At 68.9% G+C, this 13738-nt stretch carries 15 protein-coding genes; 5 read left to right on the forward strand and 10 right to left on the reverse strand.

The annotated features are described in order from the left end of the window. The 4 genes from ACXJLU_RS17665 to ACXJLU_RS17680 form a co-directional block, all read right to left on the reverse strand. Positions 1 to 696: SAM-dependent methyltransferase (locus ACXJLU_RS17665; protein ID WP_457333136.1), on the reverse strand; the 696-nt coding region annotated here is incomplete at its 3' end. Positions 697 to 744: 48 nt separating this feature from the next. Next, positions 745 to 1545, reverse strand: a complete 801-nt coding sequence (locus tag ACXJLU_RS17670) for a DUF1365 domain-containing protein (RefSeq protein WP_457333138.1) — start codon at positions 1543 to 1545, stop codon at positions 745 to 747. After that, complete coding sequence (locus tag ACXJLU_RS17675) at positions 1542 to 2873, reverse strand: NAD(P)/FAD-dependent oxidoreductase (protein WP_457333140.1); 1332 nt, start codon at positions 2871 to 2873, stop codon at positions 1542 to 1544. Before ACXJLU_RS17675 ends, ACXJLU_RS17670 begins: the two co-directional genes overlap by 4 nt. Before the next feature lie 323 nt (positions 2874 to 3196). Then, entirely contained in the window at positions 3197 to 3778 is a 582-nt protein-coding gene (locus ACXJLU_RS17680; protein ID WP_457333142.1) for a glutathione peroxidase, read from the reverse strand. A gap of 128 nt (positions 3779 to 3906) precedes the next feature. On the opposite strand from ACXJLU_RS17680, the gene ACXJLU_RS17685 reads away from it, so the two are divergent. The 5 genes from ACXJLU_RS17685 to ACXJLU_RS17705 all read left to right on the forward strand — a co-directional run bounded on the left by ACXJLU_RS17685 (position 3907) and on the right by ACXJLU_RS17705 (position 7495). Then, positions 3907 to 4833, forward strand: a complete 927-nt coding sequence (locus ACXJLU_RS17685) for a MerR family transcriptional regulator (protein ID WP_457333144.1) — start codon at positions 3907 to 3909, stop codon at positions 4831 to 4833. 82 nt (positions 4834 to 4915) lie between these two features. Further along, entirely contained in the window at positions 4916 to 5788 is an 873-nt protein-coding gene (locus tag ACXJLU_RS17690) for a ferritin family protein (RefSeq protein ID WP_457333146.1), read from the forward strand. A gap of 141 nt (positions 5789 to 5929) precedes the next feature. Next, positions 5930 to 6541: a TetR/AcrR family transcriptional regulator gene (locus tag ACXJLU_RS17695; RefSeq protein WP_457333148.1), complete on the forward strand. Its 612-nt coding sequence runs from the start codon at positions 5930 to 5932 to the stop codon at positions 6539 to 6541. Then, positions 6538 to 7005, forward strand: a complete 468-nt coding sequence (locus ACXJLU_RS17700) for a nuclear transport factor 2 family protein (RefSeq protein WP_457333150.1) — start codon at positions 6538 to 6540, stop codon at positions 7003 to 7005. Before ACXJLU_RS17695 ends, ACXJLU_RS17700 begins: the two co-directional genes overlap by 4 nt. Before the next feature lie 16 nt (positions 7006 to 7021). Next, complete coding sequence (locus tag ACXJLU_RS17705) at positions 7022 to 7495, forward strand: adenylyltransferase/cytidyltransferase family protein (protein WP_457333152.1); 474 nt, start codon at positions 7022 to 7024, stop codon at positions 7493 to 7495. Between the two features lie 75 nt (positions 7496 to 7570). Here the strand turns inward: ACXJLU_RS17705 and ACXJLU_RS17710 are convergent, their stop codons facing one another. From ACXJLU_RS17710 to glnE, 6 genes are all read right to left on the reverse strand, one after another. Continuing rightward, positions 7571 to 8071 carry a hypothetical protein gene (locus tag ACXJLU_RS17710; RefSeq protein ID WP_457333154.1) on the reverse strand — a complete coding sequence of 167 codons (501 nt, stop codon included), beginning with the start codon at positions 8069 to 8071 and terminating at the stop codon, positions 7571 to 7573. 6 nt (positions 8072 to 8077) lie between these two features. After that, a complete protein-coding gene (locus tag ACXJLU_RS17715) occupies positions 8078 to 8545 on the reverse strand; it encodes a hypothetical protein (RefSeq protein WP_457333156.1) in 468 nt (155 codons plus the stop codon). Then, positions 8535 to 9305 (reverse strand): TIGR04255 family protein, encoded by a 771-nt coding sequence (locus ACXJLU_RS17720; RefSeq protein ID WP_457333158.1) that lies wholly within the window; start codon positions 9303 to 9305, stop codon positions 8535 to 8537. Before ACXJLU_RS17720 ends, ACXJLU_RS17715 begins: the two co-directional genes overlap by 11 nt. A gap of 76 nt (positions 9306 to 9381) precedes the next feature. Then, a complete protein-coding gene (locus ACXJLU_RS17725) occupies positions 9382 to 10275 on the reverse strand; it encodes a DMT family transporter (protein ID WP_457333160.1) in 894 nt (297 codons plus the stop codon). Continuing rightward, positions 10272 to 10856 carry a rhombosortase gene (gene rrtA / locus ACXJLU_RS17730; RefSeq protein ID WP_457333162.1) on the reverse strand — a complete coding sequence of 195 codons (585 nt, stop codon included), beginning with the start codon at positions 10854 to 10856 and terminating at the stop codon, positions 10272 to 10274. The genes ACXJLU_RS17725 and rrtA overlap by 4 nt, the downstream gene beginning before the upstream one ends. Positions 10857 to 10876: 20 nt before the next feature. Then, positions 10877 to 13681, reverse strand: coding sequence for a bifunctional [glutamate--ammonia ligase]-adenylyl-L-tyrosine phosphorylase/[glutamate--ammonia-ligase] adenylyltransferase (gene glnE, locus ACXJLU_RS17735; RefSeq protein ID WP_457333163.1), 2805 nt, complete (start codon positions 13679 to 13681; stop codon positions 10877 to 10879). Positions 13682 to 13738: the final 57 nt, after the last annotated feature.

Consider the following 13738-nt stretch of genomic DNA (forward strand, 5'->3'; position numbering starts at 1 on the left):
GCGCTGCCCCCACTCGAGCTGCTCGGTCGACAGCGTCACGCCGGTCACCTGCGCGCCGAACTCGCGGGCCGCGCATTCGGCCAGCGCGCCCCAGCCGCAACCCACCTCGAGCACGCGGTCGCCCGGCCGCACGCCGCATTCGCCCAGCGCGCGCCGCATCTTGGCCACTTGCGCCGTCGGCATGTCCTGCGCGCGGTTGCCGTCGAACCACGCGCTGGAATAGTTCATCGTCGGGTCCAGCCACAGGCGGTAGAACGCGTTGCCGAGGTCGTAGTGCGCATGGATGTTCTTCTTGCTGCCGCGCCGCGAGTTGCGGTTGAACAGATGGCGCGCCCGGTGCAGCAGCGCGCCCCACCAGCGGCCGTAGACCAGCGCCTCCATCTCGTCGCGGTTCGCGATGAAGAGCTTCAGCAGCGCTGCCAGGTCGGGCGTGCTCCAGTCGCCGGCGATGAAGGTCTCGGCGAAGCCGATGTCGCCGGATTTCAGCGCCGCGGTGGCGGCATTCCAGTTGCGCAGCCGCAGCGCTGCGCGAAGCTCGCCGCCGCTGCCGAAGTGCAGCTGTTCGCCGCTCGGCAGCTGGATGTCGAGCGTGCCGTGGCGCAGGTGTTCGAGCAGGTGCAGCACCGGGCGGGCCGCCATCGGCACGGTGTCGGGCAGGGGCCGGGACGCGAAGCTGGTGGGAAATCGATAAGACATGGTGTCGTTGCCCGATCGGCGGTCGGTGAGCGGCAGGTCGGCGGGAGATCAGCGGGTGAGAAACTGCGCCGGCGGCGCCGGCTTCCGTCTCCAAGGCACGCGCTTGCAGAACAGCTTCAGCGCCTGCCAGTGGATGCGCGCAACGACGGCCAGCGTCATCAGCGGCATGCCGAAGAAGGCGGCGCGCGCGCTGCGGACCGACAGCGGCGCGAGCGTGCCCGAGACGCTGGTGCGGATCAGCGGGCCTTCGCTGTCGTCGTGGTCGATGCGGGCGATGGTTCTCATGGGAGAGTCCATACGCGCATCCGCGGCCGGCGGATGCACGCCGCTCAGCATGAAGCGAAAACGGTAGCGGCCGCGTGGCTCGCAGAACGGCGACACATGGAAGACCTTGTCGGCCGTCAGCTCGCGGCCCCAGGCCAGCGTCGGACCATGCAGCAGGTAGCAATGCCGCTCGCCGAAGGTGTTGTTGACCTCGACGACGATCGCGCCGAGCCCGCCGTCGGCCCGGTGGCAGTACCAGAAGCTGACCGGCTTGAAGGTGTGGCCGAGCAGCCGCGGCAGGCAGTGCAGCCAGACCTCGCCGCGCGTTTCGCCGTGCAATCCCTCGGTGAACAACAGCTCGTCGAGCCAGGCCAGGCAGTCGTCCCGGCCGTCGCCATGGTCGCGATCGCTGAAGCTGACGAGCCCGAAGCGGTTGCGGTGCAGCGCCGGGGAGGGCTGCGCGCGCAGGCTGCGCAGCGGCAGCATCAGAAAGTAAGTGGGGTAGGCGAAGCGGTTGATGGCCGGTCGCAGGCGCGCGTGCCGCACTTGGCCCCGGCCGATCAGCGCCTGCGCGCCCGGCGTCACGCGGCGACTCCCTGCTCCGCGGTGGCCCACCGTTCGCGCAGGCCGTCGACGACGGCGAGGCCCGACATCAGCCCGTCTTCATGAAATCCGTAGCGCGTCCACGCGCCGCAGAACCAGGTGTGGGCCTGGCCTTGCAGCGCCGGCAGGCGTTGCTGCGCCGCGATGGCTGCCGCGTCGAACACCGGATGCGCGTAGTCGAACTCGCCGTGCACCCGGTCGGGCGCCGGCTCGCGCACCGGGTTCAGCGAGACGATCACCGGCTCGCGGAACGGCAGCGGCTGCAGCCGGTCGATCAGGTAGTGCAGGCAGACCGAGGCCTGCTCGCGCGGCAACTCGGCCGCGCGCTCGTAGTTCCAGGCCGCCCACGCGCGGCGCCGCTGCGGGAGCTGCCGCGTGTCGGTGTGGAGCACCGCGCGGTTGCGGTGGTAGCGGATCGCGCCGAGCAGCGCGCGCTCGGCCGGCGTCGCGTCGTCGAGCAGCGCGAGCGACTGATCGCTGTGGCAGGCCAGCACCAGTTCGTCGAAGCGCTCGCTGCCGGCGTCGGTGCGCACCATCACGCCGGCGCTGCCCTGGCCGGGCGGCAGGCGCCGCACGCTGCGCACCGGCGTGTTCAGCCGCGCGTCGGCGATGCGCGGCAGCATCTTCTCGACATAACGGCGCGCCCCGCCGACCACGGTGAACCAGCGCGAACGGTTCGCCACCTGCAGCAGCCCGTGGTTGTGGCAGAAGCGGATCATCGTCGCGACCGGAAAGCGCAGCATCTGCTCGGTCGGACACGACCAGATGCTGCCGATCATCGGCAGGAAGTAGCCGTCGCGGAACATCGGCGAGAAGCGCTGCGCCTCGAGGAAGTCGCCGATCGACTGCTGCATCTGCGCGTCGTCGTTGTCGTCATCGTCACGCTCGGCGATGCGCGTGGCCACGCGGTTGAAGCGCAGCACCTCGGCCAGCATGCCGAGAAAGCTCGGGCGCAGCAGGTTGCGACGCTGCGCGAACACGCTGTTCAGGTCGCTGCCGCTCCATTCGAGGCCGGTCGACCGCGCCTGCACCGAGAACGACATCTCGGTCGCAGTCGTCGCGACGCCCAGCTCGGCAAACAGCGCGATCAGCCGCGGGTAGGTGCGTTCGTTGAAGACGAGGAAGCCGGTGTCGACGCCGTGCGTGACGTCGCCGGTGCCATCGCGGGCCGGCAGTGTCAGATCGACGGTGTGCGTGTGGCCGCCGAAGTACGGCCCGGCTTCGAACAGCGTGACCTGGGCTTCATCGGCCAGCCGCCAGGCGACCGACAGGCCGGCGATGCCGGAGCCGACGACGGCAACGCGTCGCATCGCAGCTCAGGCTCGGTCGACCGGGGCGCAGAGGCCCGGGCCGGGAATAAAAACCGCTGCACAGCGCCCCGCGGCGAAGGAGGGAGGGAGGAGGGAGGAGGAGAACCGCCCCGGGATTTCAGCCTGCTGGGCAGGCCGGCTGTGCAACGCAAGAACAGGATCCAAACACGTGCCACCGGCAAACGCCCCGGCACGTCTCAGGTGGGGTGAGACGCCCAGTGTCCAGTCGAGTTCCGTCGTCTTCCGAAAAAAAACATGTCCCGGTGTGACCCGCCACCGGGCGTGGCCGAAGGCGGCGACATCGAGGCGGCGGGCAAGGCGCATCACTTCGCGGCCAGTTGGCGTTCGATCTCGCGCACGAAGGCCGCGTCGTCCGGCTCGACCGTGCTCGCGAAGCTCTGCACCGCGTTGCCGTCGCGCGAGACCACGTACTTGTGGAAATTCCACTTCGGCGCGGCGCCGGTGCGCCTGCGCAGTTCCACGTACAGCGGATCGACCTGGGCGCCGGCAGACTCGGCCACGCGGGTCTTCGTGAACATCGGGAACTTCACGCCGAAGGTGTTTTCGCAAAAGTCCGCAATGTCCTTGCTTGAGCCCGGCTCCTGCGAGCCGAAATCATTGGACGGGAACCCGAGCACGACCAGGCCCCGGTCGCGGTAGCGCTGGTACAGCGCCTCGAGGCCTTTGTATTGGGGCGTGAAGCCGCAGAAACTCGCGGTATTGACGATCACCACGACCTGGCCGGCGTACTGGCACAGGTTCTGCGGCTTCTCGTCCTGCAGGCGCAGCGCTTGCCGGTTCAACAGGGCCGGGCACGACGGCGCGGCCGATGCCGTGGCGGGGGCCAGCAAGGCGCCTGCGAGCAGGGCCGAGGCCAGCGCGAGGAGGGGTCGAAAGTGTGTCATGCGGTCAGTTTGTCCAGGTCAGGATGGGTGTCGATGCCAACGAACTGCTCAATTTTGCCGACATTGTCCAGTTTTGTCCTGGACAATATTGATTCGCTTGGCAAGCTTGTCGACCCGAGCGTGCCACGATGAAAGCCCCTACCCTGTCCATCGCCGCCGTCGAGCGCGACACCGGGCTCAGCAAGGACACCTTGCGGGTCTGGGAGCGCCGCTACGGATTCCCGCTGCCGCAGCGCGATGCGCAGGGCGAGCGCTCGTATCCGCTCGACCAGGTCGAGAAGCTGCGCATCGTGCGCCGGCTGATGGACGGCGGGCACCGGCCCGGCCGGGTCGTCGGCATGCCGATCGACGAGCTGCGCCGGCTCAGCGAGAGCAGCCCCGAGCCGGTGCGCGGCACCGCCACCGCGGCCGCTCCGCTCGAGCCGGTCGCGCCGGCGTTGAACCAGTACCTCGAACTCGTTCGTGCCCATGATCTGGTGGCATTGCGACGCCTGCTGACGCAGGCCCAGTTGAGCCTGGGCCTGAGCCGCTTCGTCGTGGAAGTGGTGGTCCCCCTCAATACGCTGGTCGGCGACGCCTGGATGCGCGGGCAGCTGGAAATCTTCGAGGAACACGCCTGCTCGGAGGTGCTGCACGGCGTGATGCGCCAGGCGCTGTACCTGCTGCCGCAGCCGCCGGCCGACGCGCGGCCGAACGTGCTGCTGACCACCTTCCCCGGCGAACCGCACGGGCTGGGCCTGCTGCTGGCCGAGGTGCTGCTGGGCATGGCCGGCGCGCGCTGCACCTCGCTCGGGCTGCAGACGCCGCTGTGGGACACCGTGCTGGCGGCCCAGGCTTTCGAGGCCGACATCGTCGTGCTGGCCTTCAGCGGCGCCACCAACCCGCAGCAGGTCACCGACAGCCTGGTCGAGCTGCGCGCGAAGCTTCCGGCGCCGGTCGAGGTCTGGGTGGGCGGCGCCGCACCGGTGCTGCACCGGCGCACGCCGGCCGGCATCACCGCGCTGGCCACGCTCGGCGACCTGCAGGGCGCGCTGAAGCGCTGGCGGGAACGGTAGATAACCTTCTTCGCTACTCTTGTGTGACGGGCTGTCACGATGCGCCGTCTAAAATGCCGCCGGACTTCCACAGGCCCTATCCATGCTTTACCCCGAACTGTTCAAGCAACTCGAGGCTGTCCGATGGAACATGGACACCGACATCCCCTGGGATGAGTTCGATGGCAGCCAGCTCACCGAAGAGCAAGCCCAGACCATCAAGATGAATGCGATCACCGAGTGGGCGGCGCTGCCGGCCACCGAGATGTTCTTGCGGGACAACCGCGATGACAGCGATTTCTCGGCATTCATGAGTGTGTGGTTCTTCGAAGAGCAGAAGCACTCGCTGGTGCTGATGGAGTACCTGCGCCGCTTCCGGCCCGACCTGGTGCCGAGCGAAGAGGAACTGCATGCGGTGCGCTTCGAGTTCGATCCCGCCCCGGCGCTCGAGACGCTGATGCTGCACTTCTGCGGCGAGATCCGCCTGAACCACTGGTACCGCCGCGCCGCCGAATGGCACAGCGAGCCGGTGATCAAGGCCATCTACGAGACGCTCGCGCGCGACGAGGCCCGCCACGGCGGCGCCTACCTGCGCTACATGAAGCGCGCGATGCAGAAGTTCGGCGACGAGGCGCGCGCTGCCTTCGCGAAGGTCGGCGTGCTGATGGCCAGCGCCCGCCGCACCGCGCAGGCGCTGCACCCGACCAACCTGCATGTGAACGTCAAGCTGTTCCCGCGCGACACCATCCAGAGCCGCCTGCCCAACCCCGAGTGGCTGGAGCAGTGGCTGGACCGCCAGATCCAGTTCGACGCGGTCTGGGAGAACAAGGTCGTCGAGCGCATCCTGCACAACATGAGCCTGCTGATGGAACGCAGCTTCGCGAGCGTGCAGGAGCTGAACCGCTTCCGCAAGGAGATGGCGGCGGCGATCGCGGCCGCCGCCAAGGGTGCCACCCCGGGCGCACAACCGGCCTGATCGACGCCGGCTCCACCTCGACGGCCCGCGCAAGCGGGCCGTTGTCGTTTCATGCCTTGCGCGATGCGACGAAGCCCGTCAGAATAAAAGAAACTGATCGGTCTCTTTTGAGGGGGCTCGTGAGGAACGTGAAAGGCAGGCATGGGCAGCAAGGGCGAACGCACGCGGGCCGAGGTCATCCAGCGCACGGCCGAGCTGATGAACCAGCGCGGCTTCCTCGCCGCCTCGATGGGCGCGGTGGTCGAGGCGACCGGCCTGCAGAAGGGCGGGCTGTACCGCCACTTCGAAAGCCGCGAGGCCCTGGCGCACGAGGCCTTCGACTTCGCCGTCGAACAGGTGCGTGACCGCCTGCTGGCGGCGGTCGGCTCGGCGACGCGAGCTCCCGATCGATTGCTGGCGATGCTCGACGCCTACGGCGATCCGGGCAACGACGTGCCGTTGCCGGGGGGCTGTCCGATCATGAACACCGCCATCGAAGCCGACCACGCCGACCCGGCTCTGCGCGAGCGCGCACAGGTGGCGATGCTGGCCTGGCAGGGCCTGGTCGCACGCATCGTCGACGACGGCCTGCGCCGCGGTGAACTGCGCGCCGGCGTCGATGCACCGGCCTTCGCCAGTGTGTTCATCGCCTGCATCGAAGGTGGCGTGATGCTGTCGCAGTTGCACGGCGACCCGTGCCATCTGGATGCCGCGCGCGCCCATCTTCGAGCGCAGGTGCACGCCCTCGTTCCTTCCGCAGGAGAGCCGCCATGATCTATCGCCGGGTCGTCGAATTCCAGCTGCGCCGCGCCTTCGATGCGCTCAACCGAGGCGACCACGCCCCGGTACTGGGGGCCTTCGGCAGCCCGGTCGAACACGTCTTCTTCGGCCGGCATGCGCTGGCCGGCAGCCGCCACGCGATGGCCAGCATCGGCCCCTGGTACGAGCGCCTGAAGCAGGTGTTTCCGGACCTGCAGTTCGAGATCCGTTCGGTGGCCGTGCGCGGCATGCCGTGGAACACGACGGCGCTGGTCGAGTGGCGCGACCGCTTCACGATGCCGGACGGCACGCGGCGCGGCAACCAGGGCGTGCATGCGGTGGGGCTGAAATGGGGCAAGGTGGTGTCCTTGCGCATCTACTGCGACACGCAGGTGCTGGCCGAGGCCTTGCACGACATGCAGGCACAAGGCCGCCCGGCGGCAGGACTGCCGCCGATCGACGATGCGCTGGCGGCCTGAGGCGACAATCCGGCCGATGGCCTCCTTCCTCGACAAACTCTGCCCGCGCGAACAGCTCGCTTCGCGACTCGCGCTGCTGCCGCGGCCGCTGGTCTTCACCAACGGGGTGTTCGACATCCTGCACCGCGGCCACGTCAGCTACCTCGCGAAAGCGCGCGAGCTGGGCGGCAGCCTGGTGATCGGGCTGAACAGCGACGCGTCGGCGCGCCTGCTCGGCAAGGGACCCGACCGGCCGCTGAACACCGAGACCGACCGTGCCTGCGTGCTGGCCGCGCTGGAGAGCGTGAGCCTGGTGACGCTGTTCGACGAGAAGACGCCGGTCGCGCTGCTCGGCGAGGTGCGCGCCGACCTGTACGTGAAGGGCGGCGACTACGACATGGAGACGCTCGACGAGACGCGGCTCGTGCGCAGCTGGGGCGGGCAGGCGCTGGCGATCCCGTTCGTCGATGGGTATTCGACGACGGCCTTGGTCAAGCGCATTCGCGCATAGGTGGATTTGTTCGACGACCGGCGCGGCTGCGGCAATCATGGGTTGCCCTGAAATCGTTGGATCGAGGTCCACCAATCAGGTCGTGGCATCCAGCGGGACAGCCCTCTCGAAGTGGCAGCAATTCAGGAACAGGTACTGCTTCACTGCGAGATGCGCGGGATCGTCCAGACTCCCTGTCCAATGGTCAACCCCGGGCAGGGGATGTACGCCGCAATGCGTGTCGCCCTCCGCACGCGGCTCTTTCCGGCAGTCGAGTTTCGTCCCGACGTCCATCAATCGCGCAGCGCGAATCGTTCCCACCGACAGCACCGCATAGGCCATCTGCCGGGTGGGCCGAATCAGTTGGACATTCAACGGATTGGCGATCTGATAGCAGCGCAAGTGGGCCAGCTTCTCGGCAAAGCTGTTGCCGTGAGCCGGCAGCATCTCCAACCCATCGACCGACAGGTAGGCGTCGTTCCACTGCCCGTTCGCGGCAAGCCGGAACTCGAAAGATGCGACGGAGGGTGCGCGACTGGACGGGTCGAGGGTCGAGGCCTTGCACAGGCGCGCAACGAAATTCTCGCCGGTCAGCACGAGTGCTCACCCTGCGAATCGTGCAGTCAGCGGCTCGACATCAAACAACGCGACGGCATGGCCTCGCCCCCATCGACGTTCGAGAGCGCCATCCACGGAGGCCGTCACCGCGAATTTCAACTGGAAGCGATCCAGGAACTCCAGCGAAAGCGCTTCATTTCCTATTTGCCAAGTCGCAATGATTCGACCACTGGCCTCCGCACCCATCGTCGGCAGCACCCGCATGGGTGTTCGAATGAGGAAGCGAATCAGCCCCGCCCAGGAGTCTTCGTCCAGCGGCCGTCCGTAGTCCTCGTAGTAGGCCGCGCTCAGTTCCACGAACGCGCGCTGGTACTCGCCTTGTGCGAACACCTGCCGCCACTCGCACTCGTCGATCGATGCGGAGCCCGGCGCTTTCGCGCGAGGCGCGAGACGGCCGTCGGGCAGTTGCCTGTCCGCGGTGGCCGGCGTGGAGGAGAGCAGGTCATTGAACATCGCGCAGCTTCCAGTGTTGATGCATCGCGGGGGTCGTGAGGTCCTTGAAGGCCTGAATCAGGAGGTCATGTGCCTTCAGCGCCCACGGCCCAAGGCGCTGTTCTTCCCCGCTGCGCCCCCGCACGGTGAGATCGATCTTCAGCACACCACTGCCATCATCGGCGCGGCGGCCCGTTGCAATCACGACGGACATGTCACCCACATTCCCGGGAACCTCGAAGGTATAGGAGTGCGCCAAGGCCGTCGGCGCATCCAGGAACCGCTGGCCCCGGCACCACGCGGCATCGCGCAGGGTGTCGTCAGCAAGTTCGAAAGGCGATTTCCCGGCACTCGACACGATGTTGGTGTAGGTGAGTTCGTTGGAAAGTGGCTGGATGGCGCTGCCGGTGGCCTCCAGCACATAGGCGCCAAACACGTCCCACAAACCCAGCGCTTGCGCATGGATCGCGGGAAATCGAACATACGCGGCCGAGTCGCTGGTCTTGCGCCAATTGAAGTGAAAGCGATTCTGCTGGAGTTGCACCAGCCTCGCCTTGTCCGCGGACACGTACCAGACACGTGGAAGCATGATCCCGTCGTCACCGAGAAGCGGGCCGTCGTTGATGTTCACGATCTGGCCGGCGTGCGCGACATCTGGAAAATCCTTCTTGATCCGCTCCCAGAACGCACCGAAGTGCGGCACCAGAAAGTCGGGCCTCGGCAAGAACGTGCACCCCAAGGAGACTTCAGCCAGAGGCGGGGCGTCGAAGGTGATTCCCATGCGGCGCAATGTACCAAAGGGCGATGGCTGGCCGAACATCGAAGTTCGAATGTACCGGGGGGCCTCGACAGCGGATTCAGCGTCGGTTCACCAGTGCAATGCCCGCAGCCACACCCACCAGCGCCACCACCAGCCGCGCCGTGATCGGCTCGCCGAGCAGCCACAGCCCGAGCAGCAGCCCGAACACCGGCGTCAGCAGCGTGAAGGCCGCGAGCCGTGTCGCGGGGTAGTGGCGCACCAGCCAGAACCACATCAGGTAGCTGGCCGACGTGACGACCACCACCTGGAATGCGAGCGAACTCCAGGCCAGCGGCGACAGCGAATGAGGCAACGGCCGGCCGCTCGCGAGCGCCGCCAGCGCCAGCAGCACGCCCGACACGCTGAGCTGGTACAGCAGCGTCTTCTCGGCCGACGCACCCGACAGCCTGGTGCCGCGGATCGCCAGCGTGGTCGCGCCCCACAGCACGCCCGCCGTCACGCCGAGCGCATCGCCGATCCACTGGTGCACGCCGACGGCGGGCTGCGAGAAGCCCTCGGCGAAGGCCCAGGCGACCCCGGCGAATGCAGCGACCAGCCCGCCCACCTGCACGCCCGACAGCCGCTCCGACTTCGCGATGAACGGCATGCCGAGCGCGACGACGAACGGCGACAGGTAGATGAACACCACCATGCGCGACGCACTGGTGTACTGCAACCCGAGGAAGATGCAGACGAACTCGGCCGCGAACAGCGCGCCGGCCAGCAGCCCGCCACCCAGCGTGCCGTCGCGCTCGAACAACCGGATGCCGCGCCAGCGCGACCACACGGACACCAGCAGCGCACCGCCCAGCGAGCGCAGCGCCGCCTGCTGCAGCGGCGGCACCTCGGGCAGCGCCGCCTTCGCGGCGACCTGGTTCAGGCCCCACAGGAAGCACAGGCCGATCAGCGAGGTGACGGCCAGCGAATCGAGCGCACTCTTTCGTTCAGTCATCGTCTTGTTCTGGAGAGGAAACCTGTCAGGCCGATCGCGACCAGCGCACAGGCGATGCCGACGACCAGACCGCAGGCATGCGCGATCGGTGCGACGCCGATGTCCCAGCCGGCCGTGTGCTGCACCGGCCCGAGCCACGGCGATTCACTGATCACCTTGACGACGAGGCCCACGAGCACCGCGGCGCCGATCCACCGCCCGGATCGTTGCGTCAGCAGGTGCACAGCGACGATCGCGACCGCCGCATGCAGCACGCCCGACAGCCCGCCGTAATGGCGCAACGCCGGCTGCAGCAGCAGCGCGAGATGCGTCAGCGGCCAGGCCACGAACCACGCCGCGCTCACCGGCCACGGCACGCGCGCCGACAGGCCCAGCATCGCGACCAGCACCAGGCCGAGCAGGTTCGCGCCCAGGTGCAACAGGCTGAAGTGAACGAACAGCGCGGTCCACCAGCGCCACGGCTCGGTGGCCGCCAGCCCGGGCTGCCAGTCGAGCACCGCCTTCGGCACCGCCTGCGCGGCGAGCGTCGCGAGGAAGATCGACGCCGACAGCAGCGCCCACGCCCGACCGGGCTGTCGCAACGCGCGCGGAGCGTTGGTGATCAAGCGCCGGCCGACGCCGGAAACACGGCGGCCCACAGCGCGAGCACCGCATCGCGGTACGCGGCCAGCGGCGCCGGATCGAACTGGGTCGGTTGCTCGTCGAGCCGCGCCCGGTGTTGCGCGCGGCGCAGCTCGCGGTAGGCATCGGCGGCGGCGCTGCCGACGCCGGCCGGCAGCAGCCCGCACCCCTCGGCGCGCTGCAGCAGCGCGATGTTGCCGACGTTGTCGAGCAACTCCGGATGGTCCGCGCCATGGGCCAGCACCAGTGTCTGCACCGCGAACTCGGCGTCCATCATGCCGCCGGCACTGTGCTTCACGTCGAACAGCGCGCCGCGCACCGGATGGGCGCTGCGCACCTTCTCGCGCATCGCCTGCACCTCGGTGCGCAGCGCAGCCGGGTCGCGCGGCGCGCACAGCACCGCGCGGCGCACCGCCTCGAAGCGCGGCGCCAGCTCGGCATCGCCGGCGCAGAAGCGCGCCCGCGTCACCGCCTGGTGCTCCCAGGTCCACGCGGTGTTGCTGCCGCGCCCGCGCTGGTAGTTCTCGAACGAGGCGAGCGAGGTGACGAGCAGCCCCGAGCTGCCGTTCGGCCGCAGCGCGGTGTCGATGTCGAACAGTTCGCCGGCCGCGGTGCGCAGCGTGAGCCAGGTGATCAGCTTGCGCACGAAGGCGGCGTAGACCTCGGCGGCGCGGTCGGTATCGGCCTCGTCGCTGTCGTCGTACAGGAACACCACGTCGAGGTCGCTGCCGTAGCCGAGCTCCTTGCCGCCGAGCTTGCCGTAGGCGATCACCGCGAAGCGCGGCGCCGGCCGGTGGCGCAGCTTCAGGTGGCCCCAGGCCCAGTTCAGCGCGCACTGCAGCGTGGCATCGGCCAGCGCCGACAGGTCGTCGGCCACCTGCTCGACCGTGATGTGGCCCTCGACGTCGCGCACCAGCGTGCGGAACACCTCGGCATGGTGGGCGCGGCGCAGCGTGTCGAGCAGCGATTCTTCGTCGGCCTGGCCGGAGCGCTCCCAAGCCTCGTGGCGCGCTTCCAGGTCGGCGATGAATTCGGCGGCGTCGAAGCGGCTGTGCAGCAGGCGTTCGTCGGCGAGTTCGTCGATCACGCCGGGGTGCTGCATCAGGTAGCGCATCGGCCAGCGCGCCAGGCCGAGCAGGCGCAGCAGGCGGTTGTGCACCTCGGGCCGCTCGACCAGCAGCGCGAGGTAGCTCTCGCGGCGCAGCAGCGGCTCGACCCAGTCGACGAAGCGCGCGGCGGCATCCATCGTGCAACGCCGGTCGCCGACCGCCTCGACGGTGCGCGTGATCAGCCGCGCCAGCCGCACCTTGCTGTCGTCGCGCAGCGCGCGGATCTTCGGCTGGCCGCACCAGCTGCGCACGCGCGACGCGATCTCGGGCGGCAGCTTCTCGATGAACTCCTCGCTGTCGACCGGCGACGGCGGCGGCCCGCAGGTCTTGCAGCTGCCGGGCTTCTTGCCGGGCGGGCAGGCGGCGGGCGCCTGGCCTTCGTGCAGCAGTGCGTCGAATTCGAGCGCGACCATCTCGCGCGCCGCGCCCAGCAGCTCGAGCAGCTCGCACGAGACCTTGCCGCAATGCAGGCCCATGCTGCGCGCGATCCAGTTCAGGTCGTCGTCGGCGGTCGGCAGCAGGTGCGTCTGCTGGTCGTCGAGGAACTGGATGCGGTGCTCGATGCGGCGCAGGAAGGTGTAGGCCTCGGCCAGCCGCTCGGCGCTGGCCGGCTTCATCAGCCCGCCGGCGGTCAGCTTGCTCAGCGCCTTCAAGGTGGAGCGGGTGCGGATCTCGGGGAACTGCCCGCCGCGCACCACCAGCAGCAGCTGCACGATGAACTCGATCTCGCGGATGCCGCCGCGCGACAGCTTCACGTCGTTCGCGCGTTCGGGCCGGCCGGCGGCGCGGCGCTGGGCCTCGTCGCGCACCTTGCGGTGCAGCTGGCGCAGCCCTTCGAACACGCCGTAGTCGAGGTAGCGCCGGTAGACGAAGCTGGTCACGGTGGAGCGCAGCGCGAGCGCGCGGCCGTTGCGCACGCTCTCGCGCGGCGCGACGACACGGCTCTTCAGCCAGGCGAAGCGCTCCCACTCGCGGCCCTGCACGAGGAAGTACTCCTCCAGCATCGCGAGGCTGACGACCGGCGGGCCGGAGTTGCCGTTCGGCCGCAGCGCGAGGTCGACGCGGAACACGAAGCCGTCGTCGGTGGTGTCGCCGATCAGTGCGTAGAGGCTGCGCGCGAGCTGCGAGAAGTATTCGTGCGCGGTGACCTGCTGCGGGCCGGTGGTCTCGCCGTCTTCTTCGTAGACGTAGACCAGGTCGATGTCGGACGAGACATTCAGCTCGCGCGCACCGAGCTTGCCCATGCCGACGACCCAGAAGTCGATGCGCTGGCCGTCGGCGTTCAGCGGCGCGCCGTAGCGCTGGTCCAGCTCGCGCTGCGCCTGCGCAATCGCGCGGTCGAGCGTGGTTTCGGCCAGCTCGGTCATCGAGCGCGTGATGTCCTCCATCGCCGCGCCCTGCTCCACGTCGAGCACGGCCAGGCGTTCGAGCACCAGGTGGCGGGCCACGCGCAATGCGCTCGGCAGCGTGCGGTCGGTGGCCAGCAGCGCGTCGATCAGCGCCTCGATCGGTTCGCGGGTCGGCAGGCCCGGGGCCAGCAGCGACAACTCGGCGCCAAAGCGGCGGCGAATCCGCTGCACGAAGCGGCTGTGCTCGGCGAGAGCCGGGCCGGGCATCGTTGGCGCGGCCGTGGCGTCGGAGGCCGGCGCGCCGAGGGTGGAAGACTCGAGAGCCATGAGACGTTGCTGCCCGTGTCGAGGAAGGCGGTCGGATTCTGCCCCAGCCGCAATTCC

This window comes from Rhizobacter sp. P5_C2 (assembly GCF_054049715.1).

Bases quoted from the DNA above. Each gene is read 5' to 3' on its own strand.
- ACXJLU_RS17675 (WP_457333140.1), bottom strand. From the start codon at position 2,873: ATGCGACGCGTTGCCGTCGTCGGCTCCGGCATCGCCGGCCTGTCGGTC.
- ACXJLU_RS17680 (WP_457333142.1), bottom strand. From the start codon at position 3,778: ATGACACACTTTCGACCCCTCCTCGCGCTGGCCTCGGCCCTGCTCGCA.
- ACXJLU_RS17685 (WP_457333144.1), top strand. From the start codon at position 3,907: ATGAAAGCCCCTACCCTGTCCATCGCCGCCGTCGAGCGCGACACCGGG.
- ACXJLU_RS17690 (WP_457333146.1), top strand. From the start codon at position 4,916: ATGCTTTACCCCGAACTGTTCAAGCAACTCGAGGCTGTCCGATGGAAC.
- ACXJLU_RS17695 (WP_457333148.1), top strand. From the start codon at position 5,930: ATGGGCAGCAAGGGCGAACGCACGCGGGCCGAGGTCATCCAGCGCACG.
- ACXJLU_RS17700 (WP_457333150.1), top strand. From the start codon at position 6,538: ATGATCTATCGCCGGGTCGTCGAATTCCAGCTGCGCCGCGCCTTCGAT.
- ACXJLU_RS17705 (WP_457333152.1), top strand. From the start codon at position 7,022: ATGGCCTCCTTCCTCGACAAACTCTGCCCGCGCGAACAGCTCGCTTCG.
- ACXJLU_RS17715 (WP_457333156.1), bottom strand. From the start codon at position 8,545: ATGTTCAATGACCTGCTCTCCTCCACGCCGGCCACCGCGGACAGGCAA.
- ACXJLU_RS17720 (WP_457333158.1), bottom strand. From the start codon at position 9,305: ATGGGAATCACCTTCGACGCCCCGCCTCTGGCTGAAGTCTCCTTGGGG.
- ACXJLU_RS17725 (WP_457333160.1), bottom strand. From the start codon at position 10,275: ATGACTGAACGAAAGAGTGCGCTCGATTCGCTGGCCGTCACCTCGCTG.
- glnE (WP_457333163.1), bottom strand. From the start codon at position 13,681: ATGGCTCTCGAGTCTTCCACCCTCGGCGCGCCGGCCTCCGACGCCACG.